Here is a 20,296-nt window from a genome sequence, read left to right on the forward strand (position 1 = left end):
TTATCCATGCCCTCGATCTCATCGCTACGATGCTCAAGGTTAACAGGATGCCCATGGAGTTAACAGCCCCTTCAACGTCTTTTTGAAACCACCTCTAAGCAATTTGCACTTGATCAACATTGCGAAGGGCATAAGAATGCTTGGCTGAAAGAAAGTTGATAGAACGAACTTTCTTGCGTGGCCACCAAGGTCTTCTCTTTCCGTTTGGAGCAACTCATGCAGCTTATTTCCCGTCTGGTTCGAATCCTTTCCGTGACCGCTACAGCTGGCTCGGCGCTGATGGTCCTGTCCACCGCTCATGCCAATACGCCGGCTGCCTCGGAAGTCGGCGCGCAAGCTGCACCGCAAGCCCATACACTCGACATGAAGGCAACCGTCGTGAAGGTCCACGCTGATGCCAGCAGTGTCGAGGTGAAGGGGCCGAAGGGACACGTCGTGGTCATCGATGTGGATCCCACGGTCGCGGACCTGAAAAAGCTCAAGGCCGGCGACGAGGTACACGTGTCCTATCGCGGCGCCCTGTTGATTTCGGCCGACCCGGTGAATCCGAAGGCCGCCGAGTCGCGCGTGATCGCCGACGAAACTTTGCCGGCTTCAGGCGGTGTCGTCGTGAAGAAGCACGGCGTGCAGGTGGTGGCGGTGATCCAGAAGATCGATGCGGCGGCGCGTGAAGTCACCTTGGCCGGTCCGAAGCATACGGTCACGGTGCAGGTGGCGCCTGACATGCCGCTCGACAAGATCAAGGTCGGCGACCGCGTCAGGGCCACCTACGTCGCGGCCACCGCCATGAACGTCACGCGCAACGGGCACGTCGTCAAGTAATCGGCTTGAATGCATCGGCGGCTGCGGCCGCCTCGCGTCACATGTTGGTCCAGGACGAGCACCAGCCTCGTCCGGCCACGAGCTTGTCGCCGAACAGCGTGCAGCCGCCCCATGCATCCGTGGATTTACCTTGAAACAGCGAGCAATTGGCGCAGGTCTGATCCGCCGCGTAGTTCGGGAATTTCTTCTTGTCGACCTTCGCGGCATTTTCCGTGTAACCGACGGCCACGGCCGCCGGGTCGGATTCGCTCAAATGGGCGGCATCCGCGCGGACGCGCGTCAGCCACAGCGCGGGCAATGCCCCCGCGCCGGCAATGAGGAAACTGCGGCGGCTCATGGGCTTTGTGGGTTTCATGGCGAACCTTGGTTTGTGCGGGGATGTCCTGCGCGCCAGTTTTTCCTGTCTTTTCCAGCACTTGGCGGCAAGCGTTTGCGAATCATACGGCCGGTCGTTTTTCTGCGGAGGCCGTGGGGCTATTCTCGTGCAACGCGCAGGCTACGTCGCGCAATCCGTGCGCTGCTAAACCTTTGCGCGCCGCTGCCGTAATCAGGCCAGAACGCGTTTGCAACTGCGTGAATCATGCCCGCGGCGCCCCGGCTGCGGATCAATTCGAAGGAGAAGAACCGTGAGTGGAATGGACTGGATGATGGCAAGCGTGTATCTGACGGGACTCGTCGGCAGCACGCTGTTCATGAGCGCGCTGGCGCGGCGCAGCCTGAATCGGGTGGAGGATCACGGTCACTGAGCTTTACAGTTCGCTTTAAATGACCTTCCTTTGTCATTGGAATACCGCCTTTCCGCAGGCGGCGCAAGAAGGGTTGCAGGGATAGTCCCGCGCAAGGCGCAAAAACAAACGCGTCGGGCAATCGGCTCGAAAGCCCATTGCCCGGCGCGTCATTCAAAAGCTTCCCGCGTCTTAGTGAAACAGCTTGACGGCCTGCGTCAGGGTATTCGTCACGCCCCATGCAAGCGGTATCAGAACATACGCCCAGAACAACACCAGCAGCCCCATGTTCGACGAACTGCCTTGCTGGCCATCATTACCCGAGTGACGCATATTCATTGCGAATCTCCTTTCTTCAGTCTCAGTTCGCGGTCTGCGCCGACAGGTTCATGTGATGCTTCTCGTGTACGCGCGTCACGAGCAGGTTGCAGACAAAACCGATCACGAGCAGGACGGCCATGATATGCAGCGTCATCGTGTAGGCATCCGCGCCGGTCACGCCGTGGGCGACCTGATAGGCGCGCACATAGTTGACGAGCACCGGCCCCGCGATGCCCGCCGCCGCCCACGCAGTGAGCAGGCGTCCGTGAATGCCGCCGACGAACGCCGTGCCGAACATGTCCGCGAGATAGGCGGGGATGGTGGCGAAGCCGCCGCCGTACATCGACAGGATGATGCCGTAGGCCAGCACGAACAGCGCGATGTTGCCGGCGGTCGCGAACTGCGGCACGAGGAAGTACAGCACCGCGCCGAGCACGAAGAACACGAAGTAAGTGTTCTTGCGGCCGATCCAGTCCGACGCCGACGCCCACACGAAGCGCCCGCCCATGTTGAACAGCGACAGCAGCCCGACGAAGCCGGCCGCCGCGCCCGCGGTGATCGAGGTCTTGAAGCTTTCCTGGATCATCACGGAAGCCTGGCCGAGCACGCCGATACCCGCCGTGACGTTCAGGAACAGCACGAGCCACAGCAGATAGAACTGCGGCGTCTTGAGCGCCTGATCGATATGCACGTGGTTCTTCGTGATCATCTTGCTGGCGGTGACGGGCGGCGTCCAGCCGGCCGGTTTCCAGTCCGCCGGCGGAATGCGGATGGCGAGCGCGCCGATCGTCATCGAGATGAAATAGAGCACGCCGAGCACGAGGAAGGTTTCCGCCACGCCCGCGCTGGTCGCGCTCTTGAAGTAGTTCATCAGCGCGACGGAGCCGGGCGCGGCAATCATCGCGCCGCCGCCAAAGCCCATGATCGCCATGCCGGTGGCCATGCCGCGGCGGTCCGGAAACCAGCGGATCAAGGTGGAGACCGGCGACACATAGCCGAGCCCGAGGCCGATGCCGCCAATCACGCCATAGCCGAGATACAGCAGCGCGATCTGATGCAGATAGACGCCGAGCGCCGAGACGAGGAAGCCGCCGCCGAAGCAGCAGGCCGCCGTGAACATGGTGCGGCGCGGACCGACCTTTTCGAGCCACTTGCCGGCGAAGGCCGCCGAAAGGCCGAGGAACACGATGGCGAGCGAGAAGATCCAGCCGAGCGTCGTCAGCGTCCAGTCATCGGGCGCCGATTTGGTAATGCCGATGATCTTCGTGAGCGGCGCGTTGAACACCGAGAATGCATACGCCTGGCCGATGCACAAGTGAACAGCGAGGGCGGCGGGCGGCACCATCCAGCGCGAGAATCCGGGCCGTGCGATGGTCGCCTCCTTGGAGAAGAAGGGTGTCGGGCCGTGGGCGGCCCCTTGATTGATTGTGCTGTTCATGGTGGTCTCCGTGGCGCGTCATGCAAGCACGTGCGCGCGCATCGTTACTAAGGTGCATGTGCCGGGGTCGCCGGTGCCGCAGCCCGCCGTGGTTCATGCGTGCGCGCGATGCGGTTTGCATCCGCGCCTGCAAGGCCATTTCGCGCCGCAAACATGCTGCGAAAGCACATATGCATGCGGCGCTTTGCCACGGCTGGGCATGAACATAGACAACTGTGAAAGGCTTTGCAATATGAACACTCGTGCCATAAGCGTTTGCCCTCAGCGCAAGGCACTGGCCGGTGTGGCGCATCGCTACAGCGGGGCGCAGGTGTTCTGAATGTGAACAGCGCAGATTCTCCCCGTACAAACCCTGAGCACATCGCGCCGAGCCGCATGCCGGCGCGGTCGGCGAACGCGCAACGCGCCCGACAGGCTCATGGCATGGAACTCGCAAACAAGAGCGACCGGCGCCGGCCTCGGCTGTGCCGGCCCGTTCACGTCGACATGCGAGGAGCACACAGAATGAATCACGCGGAGATGCAGTTCCTGAGCACGGAGTACCCGTACAAGAAGCAATACGGCAACTTCATCGGCGGCAAGTGGGTTGCGCCTGCAGGTGGCGAGTACTTCGACAACATCTCGCCGATCACGGGCGAACCGTTCACGTCGATCCCGCGCTCGCGCGAGGCCGACATCGAAGCCGCACTGGACGCGGCGCACGCCGCCAAGGTGGCATGGGGCAGGACGTCGGTCACGGACCGCTCGAACGTGCTGTTGAAGATCGCGGAGCGCATGGAGCAGAATCTGCAGCGGCTCGCCGTGGCGGAATCCATCGACAACGGCAAGCCGCTGCGCGAAACCATGGCCGCCGACATTCCCCTGGCTATCGATCATCTTCGTTACTTCGCGGCGGCGGCGCGCGCGCAGGAAGGTGGCATTTCGGAGATCGATCACGATACCGTTGCGTATCACTTTCATGAGCCGCTGGGGGTCGTCGGGCAGATCATTCCGTGGAATTTCCCGATCCTGATGGCAATCTGGAAGCTTGCGCCCGCACTGGCCGCGGGCAACTGCGTGGTGCTCAAGCCCGCCGAGCAGACGCCGGCTTCCATCCTTGTGCTGATGGAAACCATCCACGACCTGCTGCCGCCGGGCGTTCTCAATGTGGTCAACGGCTTTGGTCTGGAGGCCGGCAAGCCGCTCGCGTCGAACAAGCGCATTGCCAAGATCGCCTTTACCGGCGAAACCACGACCGGCCGTCTCATCATGCAGTACGCGAGCCAGAACCTGATTCCCGTCACGCTGGAACTGGGCGGCAAGAGCCCGAATATCTTCTTCGAAGACGTGCTGAACGCCGACGACAGCTTCTTCGACAAGGCGCTCGAAGGCTTCACGATGTTCGCGTTGAATCAGGGCGAGGTGTGTACGTGTCCGTCGCGCGCGCTGATTCAGGAATCGGTCTATGAGCGCTTCATGGAACGCGCGTTGAAACGGGTTGAGGCGATCTCGCAAGGCCATCCGCTCGACACGAAGACGATGATCGGCGCGCAAGCTTCGCAGGAGCAACTGGAGAAGATTCTTTCGTATATCGATCTCGGCAAGCAGGAAGGCGCCGAGTGCCTCTCCGGCGGCGAGCGGAGGAACTTCGACGGCGAGCTGAAGAACGGCTATTACATCAAGCCGACCGTCTTCAAAGGCCATAACAAGATGCGCATCTTCCAGGAAGAGATCTTCGGACCGGTGCTATCCGTGACGACCTTCAAGACCGAGGAAGAGGCGCTCGAAATCGCCAATGACACGCTTTATGGACTGGGCGCCGGCGTGTGGACGCGCGATGGTACGCGGGCCTATCGCTTCGGCCGCGCGATTCAGGCAGGACGCGTGTGGACCAATTGCTATCACGCCTATCCGGCGCATGCGGCGTTTGGTGGTTACAAGCAGTCGGGCATTGGACGCGAGAATCACAAGATGATGCTCGATCACTATCAGCAGACGAAGAACATGCTCGTCAGTTATAGCGACAAGCCGCTCGGTTTCTTCTAAAACCAAGCCTTTCCGACAGTCTGTCAGGCCGCCGTTGATGCCGGCGGCGGCCGCTTCGAACACGGGGACATCATGAGCGAACAGGATGTGCTGCGCGTGACTGCAACACCGGCTGCCATTGAACTGATCGAGAAGCTCAGGGCCGAACATGGCGACGTATTGTTTCATCAATCCGGCGGCTGCTGCGACGGCAGTGCGCCGATGTGCTTTCCAGTCAACGAGTTCATGGTCGGCGGGTCGGACGTGAAGCTCGGCGCGATCGGCGGCGTACCGTTCTACATGACCGAATCGCAGTATGAGTACTGGCAGCATACGCAACTCATCATCGATGCGGTGCCTGGGAATGGCGGGATGTTCTCGCTGGAGCGTCCCTCTGGATTGCGTTTTCTCACGCGTTCGCGCTTGTATAGCGATGACGAGAATGCGTGGCTGGAGACGCATCCGGTGGAGAAGGTGCAATAGACTCGACAACGCGTGTATTCGCGCCGATGGATGATTTCTCTGAAGGCGCGTGCCTCGTTGCTTCAGCGTCAGCAGCGATTCCTGATCAAGGGAACGCGCCCGAAACAATCCCGGTTTCCAGCGATGCCTCGCCCGATTGAAAAATATCGGCGCGGGTTATCGCTTTCTGTTTGATGGCTTTGCACTCAATGCTCTGAGTCAATAAAGTCATATTCTGATGAAGGCTAAAGGCTTACGACTGCGTCACGTCACTATCGGCGTAAGGCAAGCTCAAGCCTGCCAGGCACCTGAAGAATTGCGACTCTGGAGATGAGTCTCGCGAGCGAGGCTTCGCATGGCGTCAACGAACCTGCTCTCCATGACGTTCTCCTCGCGTCGAGACTTGTTTCGTCTTCTGCGTGAACCAACGAGATGTCGCAGGCGGTGCCGTCAAGGCTCGGCGTGCCATGCCGAGCATGAATTTCCCGAACAGGAGAGAGTCCGATGAGCGTGACGACAAGTTTTCCCGGTGTCTATGTAACAGAAGATCAATCCGCAGCATTCTCGATTGGAACCGCTTCGACTACGATTCCGTTGTTCAGCATGCACTATGAGTTCGCGCAAACTGCGGTAGGGTTTGAATCCTGGCTTGACGTCGTGAACTATTTCGGGTCCGGTCTGAGCCTTGAAGATCCCGCAACAGCGGGACTTCGGGCTTACTTCGCTGCCGGTGGCGGGCCTTGTTATGCCGTCTCACACGATTACCTCGAAAGAGAGGCCGCCAATCTGTCTTCCACAGTTAGTCTGGTAGTCGCGAACAACTTCGACATTCCCGCTGAGTTTACGGATCTGAACTCGGACGATGGCATCTTTCTCATCCTGGATGGACCCAAGGACGAACTCACCACCGCAAACCGGCCGACCCGCTATGGCAAGAATGCACTGGCAGCCGTGTATTATCCCTGGCTTAGAGCGGGATGGACCGAGACTGACATCGCGCCAAGCGCGGTCATCGCGGCGCTCTACTGCAAGAACGATCGAACCCGGGGAGTATGGAAAGCGCCCGCCAATATCGCGTTGCCTGGAGGTTTCACACCCAAGTACAAGGTCACCGATGATCTCCAGGGGCAGTACATGTCAGCACCGGCGATCAATATGATCCGTACCTTCCAGGATCAGAATCCGGTTATTTGGGGCGCACGGACGCTGGATGAGAGCGGTGAGTGGACCTATGTGTCCGTACGGCGCCTGTTCATCAGCGTCGAGCGGGATATGCGCGCCGCGATGAACACCTTGATGTTCGAGCCAAACATCCCACTCACATGGGAGAAAGTGAGATCCGCTGCGGCGAACTACTTGCGTCGCCTATGGCAGCAGGGCGGTTTGGCGGGCTCCTCGGAGGAAGATGCCTTTTTTGTGCAGATCGGCAAGGACGTCACGATGTCGGACACGGACATTGCGCAAGGCAAGATGATCATGAAGATCGGCCTTGCCGCCGTACGGCCCGCCGAGTTCATCCTCCTCCAGTTCACCCAGAGCATGCCGGGAGGCTGACACTTACTCCCAGCGCGGCGGCCGCTTTTCAATGAACGCCTGCGTGCCTTCGAGCGTGACGTCTTCCATCATGTTGCAGGCCATCGTTTCAGATGCAAGCGCATACGCGTCCTCGATGCCGCTTTCAAGCTGCCGATAGAACAAGCCCTTGCCGGCCGCGACGGCTTCACGCGGCTTTGCGGCAATGCTCGCGGCAAGCCTGCGGACGGCATCATCGAGGTCGCCCGGCGAGGCAACGCGGTTCACCAGCCCGCGTTCCCGCGCCGTGGCGGCATCGATGAATTCGCCTGTGACCAGCATCTCGAACGCCGCCTTGCGCGACAGGTTGCGCGACAGCGGCACGCTCGGCGTCGCGCAGAACAGCCCGAGATTCACGCCCGATACGGCAAAGCGCGCATCGCTCGACGCCACCGCCAGGTCGCACATCGCGACGAGCTGACAGCCCGCCGCCGTCGCAATGCCATTCACGCGCGCAATCACCGGCTGCGGCATCTGCTGGATCGTGAGCATCATCCGCGAGCAGCGTGTGAAGAGCGCGCGATAGTACTCGCCCGAGGGCTCGGCGCGCATCTCCTTCAGGTCGTGGCCCGCGCAGAACGCGCGGCCTTCGCCGGCCAGCACGAGCACGCGCGCCTGCGACGACGCCACCTCCCGCAACGCGTGTTCGAGCGCGTCGAGCATGGCTTCGGACAGCGCATTGAAGGCTTCCGGCCGGTTCATCGTCAGCTTGACCACGCCCTTGACGTCATACGCATCGTGTTCGACCCGCACCAGTTCGCTCATTGGATCCGCTCCTTCAGACGTTGAGTGCCGCAACCGATCCCGCGCGCTTGCGTAGTTCGAATTTCTGGATCTTGCCGGTCGAGGTCTTCGGCAGCTCGCAGAATTCGATGGCGCGCGGCACCTTGAAGCCCGCGAGCTTCGATTTGCAAAACGCGAACAATTCCTCGGCGCTGACCTGCGCGCCCGCCTTGAGCTCCACGAACGCGCAGGGCGTTTCGCCCCAGCGGGCATCCGGCTTCGCGACAACCGCCACGGCCAGCACCGCCGGATGTCCGTACATCACGTCCTCGACCTCGATGCTCGATATGTTCTCGCCGCCCGAGATGATGATGTCCTTGCTGCGGTCCTTGATGCGCACATAGCCGTCCGGATAGGCAACGGCAAGATCGCCGGTATGGAACCAGCCGCCCCGGAACGCTTCTTCGGTGGCGGCCGGGTTCTTCAGATAACCCTTCATCGCGATGTTGCCGCGGAACATGATCTCGCCGATGGTTTCGCCGTCAGCGGGCACCTGTTCCATCGAATGAGGATCGCGCACGGTCACGGCGTCCTGCAGGTGATAGCGCACGCCTTGCCGGGCATTGAGGTGCGCGCGCTCGTGAACGTCGAGCGCGCTCCATTCCGCCTGCTGCGCGCAGACCGTGGCCGGGCCATAGACTTCGGTCAACCCATAAACATGCGTCAACTCGAAGCCCATCCGCTCCATGCCTTCGATCATCGCGGCAGGCGGCGCGGCGCCCGCGACCATCGCGTGCACTTTCTGGTTGATACCGGCTTTCCATTCGTCCGGCGCGTTGACGAGCAGGTTCTGCACGATCGGCGCGCCGCAGTAATGCGTGACGCCTTCGCTGCGGATCAGGTCGAGCACGTCTTTCGCATCGATCCGTCGCAGGCAGACATTCACGCCCGCGCGCGCGGCGACCGTCCACGGAAAGCACCAGCCATTGCAGTGGAACATCGGCAGGGTCCACAGATACACCGCGTGCTTCGGCATGTCCCATTCGAGAATATTGCTGACGGCATTCGTGTATGCGCCGCGATGGTGATACACGACGCCTTTCGGATTGCCGGTGGTGCCCGACGTGTAGTTCAGGCAGATGGCGTTCCACTCGTCCGAAGGCGGCGACCATTCATACTCGGGATCGCCGCCCGCGAGCAGCGCCTCGTATTCGATCTCGCCGATGCGCTCGCCGGGACCGGTGTATTGCGGATCGTCGATGTCGATGACCAGCACGCTCTGCGGCACGTCCTCCAGCGCGCGGCGCATGACCTCCGAGAACTCGCGGTCCACCAGCACCGCCTTCGCTTCGCCATGCGTCAGCATGTAGCCGAGCGTGGCGGCGTCGAGTCGCGTATTGAGCGTGTTGAGCACGGCGCCCGACATCGGCACGCCAAAATGCGCTTCGACCATCTCGGGCGTGTTCGGCAGCAGCGCGGCCACGGTATCCCCCCGGCCGATGCCGCGCGCCACAAGCGCCGACGCGAGCCTGCGCGTGCGCGCGTAGGTCTCGGCCCAGGTGCGTCTGAGCGTGCCATGCACGACAGCGGGGCGCGCCGGATAGACCGACGCGGCGCGCTCGATGAACGAAAGCGGCGTAAGCACCGCGTAGTTGGCGGCGGTTTTGGGCAGGCCTTCTTCGTACATGCCGGTGGACATCGTGATCTCCGTGTGCGCAAGGGTGCGGGTGATGGCAGTGTCACCCGGTTGTATTAGCTGATGGTTATGATGCCCGCGAGCGGCGTCCGCAAGACGCCCGGCTCGCTCATGGTTTGCCCTGATCAGGCGAGATCGTCGAGCTTCACCTCGAAGCCGCGCTGCACGCTCGGGCGGGCAAACAGCGTGTCGTACCAACGCTTCACGTTGGGGAAATCGTCGAGGGAAACCTGATGACGCTCGTGACGCCAGGCCCAGCCGAGGATCGCGAAGTCCGCCACTGACAGGGCGCCGGCGACGAACTCCACCTGACCGAGACGGGTGTCGAGCACGCGGTACAGGCGGCGGGTTTCGTCGGAATAGCGCTTGAGCCCGTAACGACGGTCGCTCTCCGGCTCGACGGCGCGAAAATGGTGCACCTGTCCCGGCATGGGTCCGAAGCCGCCCATCTGCCACATCAGCCATTCGAGCACCGGCACGCGGTCGCGCAGGCTCGCCGGCAGAAACTTGCCGGTCTTCTCGCCGAGGTAGAGCAGGATGGCGCCGGATTCGAACACGCTGATCGGCTGATTGCCGGGGCCGTCGGGATCGACGATTGCCGGGATGCGGTTGTTCGGGCTGATGCGCAGGAACTCGGGCGCATGTTGTTCGCCCTTGCCGATGTTTACTGTCCTGACTGCATAGGGCAGTTCCATTTCTTCCAGCGCGACGCTGATCTTGCGTCCATTCGGTGTATTCCAGGTATGCAGTTCGATGCTCATGGCGGCGGTCCTTATCTTGTGTTCAGCTCAGAGCGGGGGCGACATGACGTTGAAACCCCGCGCGCTGCGTGACGCCGATGTACCAGCGTTCGAGGTCGGGCAGCGCGGGACGGACGAGTTCCGTGATGCCGAACCAACGGCGTGCATACGCGCCGATGACGATATCCGCGAGCGTGAACGCATTGCCTTCCAGATAGTCGCGATCCTTCAGATGCGTATCGATCACGCGCCAGAGCTTCTCCGTTTCGCTTGCGGCGGCGGCGAGCTGCGCCGCGTTGCGTTCGGCGGCGGGTGTGCGGACGTAGCCCCAGAAGACCGGGCGTTCGGCGGGCTGGAGCGTGGACAGTGACCAGTCGAGCCAGCGGTCGGCACTTGCGCGGGTCTTTGGATCGGAAGGATAAAGCGCGTTGTGCGGCGCGTATTGCATCGCAAGATAGCGCAGGATGGAGTTGGATTCCCACAGCACGAAGTCGCCATCGACCACGGTGGGCACGCGGCCTGTCGGATTCATGGCGAGATAGCCTGACTCGTTGTTGCGGCCGTATTGCATGCCCGCGTCGATGCGGTCGAAGGGAAGATTCAGTTCCTCACAACCCCACAAGACTTTCTGCACATTGACGGAGTTGGCGCGGCCCCAGATTGTGATCATCGGGTGGATCTCGTTGAGTGGAGAAGTATCGCTATCTTAGCTGCGTTCGGATCCTCCGGGTTTCGGCCGGTTTCTGCAGGTACGGAAAGAACGCCTTGACGTCGTGTCCACCGCTTCAGAAAGTCATCCCGACGCACTGCACACATGCTGCTTCAACGCGCGAAGTTATCTCGCGCTTATTGTCATGCTTCCGATTCGAATCGCGTCTGCATTGCTCTGCACATTACTCTGCATTCGATGCTTGATTGGCCACACTGATGCGCTTCGTTTCCAATAACTTCTTATAAGAAAACGGCGCCTCCCTCTGTTGGTTTAGATCTATCCGAACGTTCGATATGACCGATCGGAGAACGCTTGAAATTCAATCAGCTACGGCACACAGGTGACATTGTAATGAGCGTTAAGCGCCTGCTTCGCGCGGATTCATGATTGCCGTGTTCCAACGATCACTCAGCAGAGTGTGAGGCGCGTCACGAAAACAGGAGCTCCAGCAAATGGCGACAACTTCGGCACAAATGGCTTCGTCTTATCCCATCCCGACTTATCGATTCATCGTGTCGGTCGGAAGCGAGGATATTCCCTTCAACAACGTCTCCGGTCTCAACATCACGTACGACACGATCGAATACAAGGACGGTCTCGGCAACTGGTATCGGATGCCCGGCCAGCTTCAGGCCGTGGATATCACGTTGAGAAAAGGTGTGTTTCCTGGCGATTCGAGGCTGTATGACTGGATCAACCAGATCGCGCAGAACAAGCTCGAGAAGAAGGATTTGACGATCAGCCTGACCGACACGAGCGGTACGACTCCGCTCATGACCTGGACGGTCGACAACGCCTACCCGAAATCAATGTCGTCGCCTTCGCTGGACGCGACGAGCAACGAGATTGCGGTTGAAGAGCTGTCCCTGGTGGCGGATCGCGTGACGTTGAAGATGGCGTCTTGAGCAAGGAGCTTCCCATGACTGTTGTTACGAGTTATCCCGGCATCTATATCGAAGAGGACGCGTCGCCGGCGCTGTCGGTCAGTCAGCTTGCAACCGCGGTGCCGCTGTTCTGCATGACGGAAAGCTTTGGCGACGACGTCATTCGCTTCGGCAGCTATCTCGACGTGGAGCGCTATTTCAATGGCAACCCGAATTTCGCGGACGCGAGTGTGTCGGGCCTGCGCGCCTATTTCGAATCGGGAGGCGGGCCCTGCCATGCGGTGTCGCTCAAGAGCGTCGTGCACGCAGCGGACGTCTGGAGGGACTCCATCACGCTGGTCGTGGCCAACGGCAATGACATCTCCACGAACGTTGGCAGCATCGCGGATCTGGCCGCCTCGCTGTTCGTGATCCTTGACGGGCCGAGCAAGGAGATCATCGACGAAAAGGCTGCGGACGGTTACACCGCCAGCCCGTACGTCGCGGTGTACTACCCCTGGTTGACCGTGGCATGGAGCGAGGCGGACATTCCGCCGAGCGCGGTCATGGCCGGTCTCTATTGCAGGAACGACCGGTCCCGTGGCGTCTGGAAGGCGCCGGCCAATCTGGCGGTGCCGGGCGGATACACACCGAAGTTCATCGTGAACGACGACCTGCAAGCGAAGTACAACACGGGTCGAGCAATCAACATGATCCGCACCTTCAACGGCACGGGGCCGCTCGTCTGGGGCGCGCGCACGCTGGAGGACTCGGACTACTGGCGCTATGTGTCGGTGCGCCGGCTGTTCAACAGCGTAGAGCGGGATGTCAGAAGCTCGATGAACACGATGGTCTTCGAGCCCAACACGCCGCCCACTTGGGAGAAAGTGCGTTCCGCCATCAACAGCTATCTGCATGGCTTGTGGAAGCAGGGCGGCCTTGCGGGTGCGTCGGATGAAGAAGCCTATGTGGTGCAGATCGGCGAGGGCGTCACGATGTCGCGCGACGAAATCAATCACGGAACGATGAAGGTCGTCGTAGGACTGGCTGCGGTCAGGCCAGCGGAATTCATCATCCTGCAGTTCACGCAGGACATGGGTTGAGCACGCGGCATTCGCCGTAGCCGGATGCACATTCCTCGCGGAGAAGATTCCAATGACAGAAGTTGTCTCTTATCCAGGCGTTTATGTAGCGGAGGATACTTCTCCTTCGATTTCCGTCAGTCAGTCTGCCACTGCCGTGCCGGTTTTTATCGGCGAGGTGTATAAGACCGACGGCAGCCAGTTCAAGGAATTCGAATGCGTGCGCGTGAGTTCCTGGCTCGATTTCTGTTCCATCGCGAAGGTCGACGCCCACGTGCTCGTGACGATAACATCCTTTCCCAACACAGACAACGGAACCTATACGTATGCATCCTCTTCTACCATCTCCATGCCGAAAGTCTCCATCGGTATCAAGCACTATTTCGAGAATGGAGGCGGCGCCTGCTATATCTGCCCGTACTACGATATATCGCAGGGCAGCAAGCTCCCGACAGCGATAAAGAATTTTCCGGAAATCACGTTGCTAGTGCCGCTCTGCGAAACGCGCGGCGGCTTTCTGGATGCAACGTATGTGGATCTGAACGAGCTGCTGGGTTCGGGCTCGAATTATTTCCTGATTGCGGATTCGAGCGATGGCTCCAAGGTGCCCTCGACCACAGCCGAATTCACCGCGGTGTACTACCCGGCGTTGATCAGGGACACCCGTGCGTGTATCCCCGGCGACGCGGATATTCCAGTCGTGGGATATATCGACGAGAAAGGCAGCATTGTCAATACCATGGCGGACCTCAAGTCGATCCAGCCGAGTCTATATCAGGCTCTTACCGAGGGACAAGCTCCGTTTTTGCCGACGGAATATCCACTGACACCCGCCGCCGCGATGGCCGGCATCTACTGCTCGGTGGACCGGACGCGCGGGTGCTGGAAGGCGCCGGCCAATGTTCCCATCCATGGCGTGCTTGCCTTGGAGGTGACGGTCACCAATGCCCAGCAGGGCAAGATGAACAGCATGGGGATCAACGTGATCCGTGACCTGCCGGGTCGCGGCATCACGCCGTGGGGTGCGCGCACCCTTGCCAACTCCGATGCCGACACGAGCTGGCGCTTCGTGCCCGTCCGGCGCCTGTTCAACAGCGCCGAGGCGGACATCAGAGAGTCGATGCGGACCATGATGTTCGAGCCGAACGTCGCGCCAACCTGGGAGAAAATGCGCAGCGCGATCGACAGCTATCTGTTCTCGCTGTGGCGCAGCGGCGCTCTGGCCGGCACTGCTCCGGAAGAAGCGTACTTCGTGCAGATCGGCAAGGGCGTCACGATGAGCGACACCGATATCGCCGCCGGCAAGATGATTGTCAAGGTTGGCATGGCGGCCGCCGCCCGGCTGAATTCATCATCCTGCAGTTCACGCAGGACATGGGTTGAGCACGCGGCATTCGCTGTAGCCGGATGCACATTCGTCGCGGAGAAGATTCCGAGGACCGAAGTTGCCTCTTGTCGGGGCGCTTGTGTGGCGGTGGATTCTTCTTCCTCGATTTCGACAAATCATTCGGCCACTGCGGTGCCGGATGTACGCAATCGCAGGATAGGGCTTGAACGCCCGGCATCCGTCGTAGCCGGATCAACATTTTTAAAGGAGAAGATTCCAATGACCGAAGTCTCTTATCCAGGCGTTTATGTAGCGGAGGACTCTTCTCCTTCGATTTCCGTAAACCATTCTGCTACCGCCGTTCCGGTTTTCATCGGCGAGGTGTTAAAGAACGACGGCAACAAGTTCACGGAATTCGAATGCCTGCGCGTGAGCTCCTGGCTCGATTTCTGTTCCATCGCGACAGTCAACGCGACCGCGAGCGTGGCCGTGACACCCACGCTCGACAAGACGGCCGGGACCTATTCGTACACGGCCGAATATGATTGCTACATGCCGATCTTCTCGCTCGGTATCAAGCATTATTTCGAGAACGGAGGCGGCGCCTGCTATATCTACGCACAATATCCTGTTGATGACGCCACTGAGCCTTCGGAAGATACTCCGACCGTAGACGATAAGATTTTAGGTGCAATAAAGAACTGTCCCGAGATCACGCTGCTGGTACCGCTCGACGACAAGTACGCGGATCGTTCCACCACGTGTACGAAACTGAACGATCTGTTAATTGCCGGATCGAATTATTTCCTCATTGCAGATTCGGATGATGGAACAAAAGTTCCGTCGACCGAGGCCGCATTCACTGCGGTGTATTACCCCAGCCTGATAAAGGACGTCAGCGGGATGCGCCCCGGCGATGCAAGCATTCCAGTCACCGGGTATGTGGATACAGAAGCACATGAGGTCAAGACCATGGCCGACCTCAAGTCGTGCAACACCACGCTTTACGACACCGTCACGGAGGAGCTTGCCGCGACATACTTTCCGCCAGTCTCGCTGACACCCGCCCCCGCAATGGCCGGCATCTACTGCTCGGTGGACCGGGCGCGCGGCTGCTGGAAGGCGCCGGCCAATGTTCCCATGTATGGTGTGCTGGCCCTGGGAGCGACGGTCACCAATGACCAGCAGGGCACGATGAACAGCAAGGGGATCAACGTGATCCGTGACCTGCCGGGCCGCGGCATCACGCCGTGGGGTGCGCGCACCCTTGCCGGCGCCGACTCCAATGCCGACACGAGCTGGCGCTACGTGCCCGTCCGGCGCCTGTTCAACAGCGCCGAGGCGGACATCAGAAAGTCGATGCGGGCCATGATGTTCGAGCCGAACGTCGCGCCGACCTGGGAGAAGGTGCGCAGCGCGATCGACAGCTATCTGTTCTCGCTGTGGCGCAGCGGCGCGCTGGCCGGCACTGCTCCGGAAGAAGCGTACTTCGTGCAGATCGGCAAGGGCGTCACGATGAGCGACACCGATATCGCCGCCGGCAAGATGATTGTCAAGGTCGGCATGGCGGCCGCCCGCCCGGCTGAATTCATCATCCTGCAGTTCACGCAGGACATGCCGGCCTGAGCCATTGCGACGACGCGCGCGCATCTGAGGAGAGAGTTTCCATGATTGGCATCGAACAGCCCGACGTGAGCTACAGCGCAGAAGTCCTGACCGGCGAGCCTCCGCCGGAGGATACCGCCGTGCCCGTCTTCATCGGGTTCACCGAAAGCGGTCCGCAATGGTCGCTCGCGGCGGTTCATTCGCTCGCCGATTTCGAGGCCGCCTATGGGGGCCCCGCACCCGAAGGCTTCGTTCTCTATCACGCGGTCCGGCATTACTTCGACAACGGCGGAAGAACGGGTTACGCGCTGTCGCTCGGCCTGTACTCCAGTCTGACCGACTTGAGTCGCGACGCCTTGCTCGACGCGCTCTCGGACGAGCGCATTGCCCAATGCGTGCTGGAGGAGGATCGCATCACGCTGGTGTGCATGCCGGAGATGATGCGCCTGTCAGATACCGACACGGACGGCTGGACCGAGGCGTGGAACGCGTTGTCGCGCATCGTCCAGGCGCGTCGCGGCGTGTTCGGCATTCTGGACACGCCGGAAGATCCGGCCGTGGCGCGTGCGGGCCTGGACCGCTTCGCCACGCAGCAGGCGGATGCGGCTCAATGGACCGGCGCCTACTGGCCGCGACTCCGCACGGACTACGTGGACGATGTGGGCGCCGCGATCACGATTCCGGCTTCGGCGGCCGTCGCGGCGGTCATGGCGTCGGTGGACCAGGAGTACGGCATCTGGAGCGCGCCGGCCAACGTCGCGCTGTCGCGGGTGGTCGAGCCGACCCGTCCGTGGCTGCAATCCTCTGGCTTGTTTCAGACGAACGGCGCGTCGATCAACCTGATTCGCAGCTTTCCCGATGGTAGCGTCCGCATATGGGGCTGCCGCACGCTGATCCAGGACGCCGGCTCGGCCTGGCTGTACGTTCACATCAGGCGAACCCTCGCGTGGATCGAAGCGCAGGTCGCGCAGATCGTCAGACCGTTCGTGTTCGAACCGAACATCCTGCTCACCTGAATCCGCTTGCGCGGCATGGTCCATATCTGGTTGCGGGAATTATGGCTCGAAGGCGGACTGTATGGCGAAGAGGAGAGCGACGCCTTCTTCATCCAGATCGGACTTGGGGAGACCATGAGTCAGGAAGATATCGACCAGGGGCGGATGGTCATGCATATCGGTGTGGCCGTCGCCTATCCGGCCGAGTTCATCGAGGTGAGCATCACGCTCGATACCCGGTCGTCGCTCGTTTCTTCAATGGAGAAAAGCTGATGGAACGTGGCTATTTCGAACCCTCAACGGCGCATCATTTCTCGGTTCTTTTCGTACTCAATCGGGTACCGATACCCGACGTCCTCGACATGAGATTTCAGAAAGTCCATGGCCTGTCGCGCGAACTGAACGTCATGACGCACAACGAAGGCGGTGAAAATCTGCGCAACCAGTATTTCACCGAAAAGCTGTCGCACGGCTCACTGGTGCTCGAGCGTGGCGTGATGGCGCTGACGCCCCTCACCGCCTTGCTGAGCGCTCAGTTCGCGAGCGGCAAGATCACGTATCTGAGTGCCGTCATCACGCTGTTGCATCCCGGACTGATGCCGCTCACGAACTGGCTGGTGACCAAGGCGGTGCCGGTGCGTTGGCAGACCGGTGACCTCAACGCGCAAGGCAACGAAGTGCTCATCAATACGTTTGAGCTGCGTTACCGCGACATGATCCCTCTGGGAGTGAAACTCTGATGCTTGAAATTCGCGAGTTGATCATTCAGGCCCGGGTCACGGCCGAGGAGCCTGGCAAGCCAGGCAGCGAGCAGTCGGGGCGCGATCCGGGCGAGCGCATGGTCGAGGTCATTGCACGCCGGGTCTTGGAATTGATGCGGGAACGTGAACGGGAGCGGCTGCAATGAGTTTTCTGTCGAGACGACCCGCCAAGCTCAAGATCGAATCTTTCAACAACCCGGACGCGAACGGTCGGCCGCTGTACATGTATGCGATGTACAACCCCGACTCGGTGACGCTTGGCTATCACACGGACTTTGCATCGGACACCTTCATCAACACGAACGGGAGAAGCAACCGGTTCGTTCAGACCAAGCCCAGCGGGCTGTCCATCGAACTGCTGTTCGACGCGAAGATGCCGGGCAAGCGGGTCGACATCGACCGGCAACTGGGCGGGTTGCGCGAGCTTTGCTATGACGTCGACGAGACGCGTTGTGAACCGCGCTATATCAAGGTGATCTGGGGCAAGATGAAGTGGAGCGGCTCCGGCTATTTCTTCGGGCGTCTGCAAACCCTCTCGGTGCGCTACACGCTCTTCGAAAAAGATGGCAGGCCGCTGCGAGCCACGGCGACCCTGCAGCTCGCCGAGGATCAAAGCTTGAAGAACCAGCTTGCCGGGGCGCTGAAGAAATCGCCTTCGAAAGCGGTCGCCATCGCGACGGCCGCCTCCTCGCTGGCCTCGATAGCGAAGAACCTGAAGGGCAAGATGAAGAAGAGTCCCGGTTATCTGAAGATTGCCAGGGACAACGACCTCGACAGCATCGATGGCTTCAAGACCGGCGACAAGCTGAAGGTCGAGTCGGACAAGGGGAGGCACTGATGCGCGCGAGCCCTTCCGTTAGCGTTCTGGTCGGCAAGGCGCGCCTGCCGCTCGACGGGTTCAGTCCCGAGCGCGTCGAGGTCCTGCATCGCATCAATAGCGTGCCCAGCGCGCGCGTGGTGCTGACAGTACAAGGCAATCCGCTCAGGGACATCTTCGATGAGTTCCAGGCGGAAGTTGCCCGATGCGCGGCGGGCGAACCTGTCGCGCTGATGCTGCTGGACACGCTGGAGCGCGAGCATCTGATCTTCAAGGGCGTGATCGAGCAGCAGACCATGAAGGCTGACCGGGAGCGCACCGAATTGACGCTGCGGCTTCGGCACGACCTGGAGAAGCTGCGCAATTCGCACCGCTCGCAGGTCTTCCAGAACATGTCGGAGGCTACCGTCGTCGGCAGCCTGCTGGCCGCGCAGCAGATTCCCGCGACCATCGACGACATGGACCTGCGCTGCGAGCAACTGGTTCAGTTCGGCTGCTCGGACTGGCGCTTCATTCGTGAGCGTCTGAGCGCCAACGGCGTATGGGCGTTTCCGTCTCCGGAGCGCGTCGTGATCGCGGCTCCTCCGGGTACCGCTTTTCCCACGCTCATCATTCGGCAGCGTGCCATATCCGACTCCGTGCTCGTGGAGGATGCAAGCTGGAGTTTCAGTGAGCGGGCCCAGCCGGAGAAACTGAAGACGTCCACTTGGGACGATCACGAACAGCGTCTCGACACTGTCAGTGCCGCCGACGTTTCGCTCGGCGCTGGGGCCTTCGACAGCACGCGCGGTAACGCCATCAACCGCGAGCCCTGGCAATTCAGCTACAGCGCGCCGCTCGGGCTGCAACGGACGACGGCTCTTTCGCGCGGCCTGTTGTTGAGCCTGCAGGCAGGACGGGCAAGCGGCGAGTTCAAGATCAACGGCACGGCTGAAGTCGATCTGGGCGATACGGTTTCAATAGAGGGATACGGCAAAGCTTTCGACGGCGATGGAATCGTCACCGCGATCCGGCATCACATCGATAAAGAGGCTGGCTGGCGCACCACCTTGACGCTCGGATGCGACGACATGAGCAGCGAGGTCGTGCTGCCCGCACAGGCAAGCGGTTTGCAGATCGGCGTGGTCAAAGACTTCAAGAAGGACTCGGGCGGCATGAACCGGCTGCAAGTCCATCTCCCGGTGCTGGGCGACAAGAGCGATCCGTTGTGGGCGCGTCTTGCCAAACCCTATGCAAGCGACATGAGCGGCTTCTGCTTCTATCCGGAACCGGGCGATGAAGTGATCGTCGGTTTTCTCGATGGCGATCCTAGCTTCCCCGTGATTCTCGGCTCGATGCATAACCCGAAGAACCGCGCGCCGCTTGATCTGGACGCGAAGAATGACGCGAAGGGGCTCATCGTGGGGAAGCAGGGCGCTTCATCGCAGCTTCTTTTCGATACCGGCAAACCTCGCGTCGAATTGAGTTCTCCGCAGGAGCAGCTGGTCTTCGAGAAGGGCTGCAAGCTGATGTCGGGAGGAACGCTCGCGGTGACGAGCAATCAGCTGAAGCTCTCGGGGGCGAGTTCCGTTTCCGTCGAGAGCATGTCCGTGGACTTCGCGCAGAAGTCGACCCCGCCCAAAAAGTCCTAG

The 20,296-nt window shown here is 60.8% G+C and carries 20 protein-coding genes; 13 read left to right on the plus strand and 7 right to left on the minus strand.

Annotated elements, in window-relative coordinates:
- Positions 1 to 252 precede the first annotated feature (252 nt).
- Positions 253 to 822 carry a hypothetical protein gene (locus QCE63_RS21680; RefSeq protein WP_309835895.1) on the plus strand — a complete coding sequence of 190 codons (570 nt, stop codon included), beginning with the start codon at positions 253 to 255 and terminating at the stop codon, positions 820 to 822.
- Positions 823 to 859: 37 nt separating this feature from the next.
- Here QCE63_RS21680 and QCE63_RS21685 read toward each other — a convergent pair whose 3' ends face one another.
- The 3 genes from QCE63_RS21685 to QCE63_RS21695 form a co-directional block, all read right to left on the minus strand.
- Positions 860 to 1,177, minus strand: coding sequence for a high-potential iron-sulfur protein (locus QCE63_RS21685; RefSeq protein ID WP_309835896.1), 318 nt, complete (start codon positions 1,175 to 1,177; stop codon positions 860 to 862).
- A 562-nt stretch (positions 1,178 to 1,739) separates the two neighbouring features.
- The gene (locus QCE63_RS21690; protein ID WP_404990185.1) at positions 1,740 to 1,880 is read right to left on the minus strand and encodes an oxalate:formate antiporter; all 141 of its coding nucleotides are present in this window, start codon (positions 1,878 to 1,880) and stop codon (positions 1,740 to 1,742) included.
- Positions 1,881 to 1,908: 28 nt separating this feature from the next.
- Positions 1,909 to 3,306, minus strand: coding sequence for an OFA family MFS transporter (locus QCE63_RS21695; RefSeq protein ID WP_309835899.1), 1,398 nt, complete (start codon positions 3,304 to 3,306; stop codon positions 1,909 to 1,911).
- 504 nt (positions 3,307 to 3,810) lie between these two features.
- Between QCE63_RS21695 and adh the strand changes: the two genes are divergently transcribed.
- From adh to QCE63_RS21710, 3 genes are all read left to right on the plus strand, one after another.
- Positions 3,811 to 5,331 (plus strand): aldehyde dehydrogenase, encoded by a 1,521-nt coding sequence (adh, locus tag QCE63_RS21700; protein WP_309835900.1) that lies wholly within the window; start codon positions 3,811 to 3,813, stop codon positions 5,329 to 5,331.
- A 72-nt stretch (positions 5,332 to 5,403) separates the two neighbouring features.
- Positions 5,404 to 5,793, plus strand: coding sequence for a DUF779 domain-containing protein (locus QCE63_RS21705; protein WP_309835902.1), 390 nt, complete (start codon positions 5,404 to 5,406; stop codon positions 5,791 to 5,793).
- A 483-nt stretch (positions 5,794 to 6,276) separates the two neighbouring features.
- Positions 6,277 to 7,326 carry a phage tail sheath C-terminal domain-containing protein gene (locus tag QCE63_RS21710; protein ID WP_309835904.1) on the plus strand — a complete coding sequence of 350 codons (1,050 nt, stop codon included), beginning with the start codon at positions 6,277 to 6,279 and terminating at the stop codon, positions 7,324 to 7,326.
- A 3-nt stretch (positions 7,327 to 7,329) separates the two neighbouring features.
- Here QCE63_RS21710 and QCE63_RS21715 read toward each other — a convergent pair whose 3' ends face one another.
- From QCE63_RS21715 to QCE63_RS21730, 4 genes are all read right to left on the minus strand, one after another.
- Complete coding sequence (locus tag QCE63_RS21715) at positions 7,330 to 8,109, minus strand: enoyl-CoA hydratase (RefSeq protein WP_309835905.1); 780 nt, start codon at positions 8,107 to 8,109, stop codon at positions 7,330 to 7,332.
- A gap of 13 nt (positions 8,110 to 8,122) precedes the next feature.
- Positions 8,123 to 9,766 carry an acyl-CoA synthetase gene (locus tag QCE63_RS21720; RefSeq protein WP_309835907.1) on the minus strand — a complete coding sequence of 548 codons (1,644 nt, stop codon included), beginning with the start codon at positions 9,764 to 9,766 and terminating at the stop codon, positions 8,123 to 8,125.
- Between the two features lie 122 nt (positions 9,767 to 9,888).
- On the minus strand, positions 9,889 to 10,524 hold the full coding sequence (locus tag QCE63_RS21725; protein WP_309835909.1) for a glutathione S-transferase family protein: 636 nt from the start codon (positions 10,522 to 10,524) through the stop codon (positions 9,889 to 9,891).
- 22 nt (positions 10,525 to 10,546) lie between these two features.
- Positions 10,547 to 11,173, minus strand: a complete 627-nt coding sequence (locus QCE63_RS21730) for a glutathione S-transferase family protein (protein WP_309835911.1) — start codon at positions 11,171 to 11,173, stop codon at positions 10,547 to 10,549.
- 494 nt (positions 11,174 to 11,667) lie between these two features.
- Between QCE63_RS21730 and QCE63_RS21735 the strand changes: the two genes are divergently transcribed.
- The 9 genes from QCE63_RS21735 to QCE63_RS21775 are packed head-to-tail and all read left to right on the plus strand — an operon-like array spanning position 11,668 to position 20,296.
- On the plus strand, positions 11,668 to 12,120 hold the full coding sequence (locus QCE63_RS21735) for a phage tail protein (RefSeq protein WP_309835913.1): 453 nt from the start codon (positions 11,668 to 11,670) through the stop codon (positions 12,118 to 12,120).
- Between the two features lie 14 nt (positions 12,121 to 12,134).
- The gene (locus tag QCE63_RS21740; RefSeq protein WP_309835914.1) at positions 12,135 to 13,181 is read left to right on the plus strand and encodes a phage tail sheath C-terminal domain-containing protein; all 1,047 of its coding nucleotides are present in this window, start codon (positions 12,135 to 12,137) and stop codon (positions 13,179 to 13,181) included.
- Between the two features lie 52 nt (positions 13,182 to 13,233).
- Positions 13,234 to 16,113: a phage tail sheath C-terminal domain-containing protein gene (locus QCE63_RS21745; RefSeq protein ID WP_309835915.1), complete on the plus strand. Its 2,880-nt coding sequence runs from the start codon at positions 13,234 to 13,236 to the stop codon at positions 16,111 to 16,113.
- Positions 16,114 to 16,154: 41 nt separating this feature from the next.
- Positions 16,155 to 17,108 (plus strand): phage tail sheath subtilisin-like domain-containing protein, encoded by a 954-nt coding sequence (locus QCE63_RS21750; RefSeq protein ID WP_309835917.1) that lies wholly within the window; start codon positions 16,155 to 16,157, stop codon positions 17,106 to 17,108.
- A gap of 15 nt (positions 17,109 to 17,123) precedes the next feature.
- The gene (locus tag QCE63_RS21755) at positions 17,124 to 17,360 is read left to right on the plus strand and encodes a hypothetical protein (protein WP_309835918.1); all 237 of its coding nucleotides are present in this window, start codon (positions 17,124 to 17,126) and stop codon (positions 17,358 to 17,360) included.
- Entirely contained in the window at positions 17,360 to 17,827 is a 468-nt protein-coding gene (locus QCE63_RS21760; protein ID WP_309835919.1) for a phage tail protein, read from the plus strand. The genes QCE63_RS21755 and QCE63_RS21760 overlap by 1 nt, the downstream gene beginning before the upstream one ends.
- Positions 17,827 to 17,994, plus strand: a complete 168-nt coding sequence (locus tag QCE63_RS21765) for a DUF5908 family protein (RefSeq protein WP_309835921.1) — start codon at positions 17,827 to 17,829, stop codon at positions 17,992 to 17,994. Before QCE63_RS21760 ends, QCE63_RS21765 begins: the two co-directional genes overlap by 1 nt.
- Positions 17,991 to 18,686 carry a hypothetical protein gene (locus QCE63_RS21770; RefSeq protein ID WP_309835922.1) on the plus strand — a complete coding sequence of 232 codons (696 nt, stop codon included), beginning with the start codon at positions 17,991 to 17,993 and terminating at the stop codon, positions 18,684 to 18,686. Before QCE63_RS21765 ends, QCE63_RS21770 begins: the two co-directional genes overlap by 4 nt.
- Positions 18,686 to 20,296: a phage baseplate assembly protein V gene (locus tag QCE63_RS21775; RefSeq protein WP_309835923.1), complete on the plus strand. Its 1,611-nt coding sequence runs from the start codon at positions 18,686 to 18,688 to the stop codon at positions 20,294 to 20,296. The genes QCE63_RS21770 and QCE63_RS21775 overlap by 1 nt, the downstream gene beginning before the upstream one ends.

Origin of the sequence: Caballeronia sp. LZ065 (genome assembly GCF_031450975.1) — a bacterium.
GTDB lineage: Bacteria > Pseudomonadota > Gammaproteobacteria > Burkholderiales > Burkholderiaceae > Caballeronia.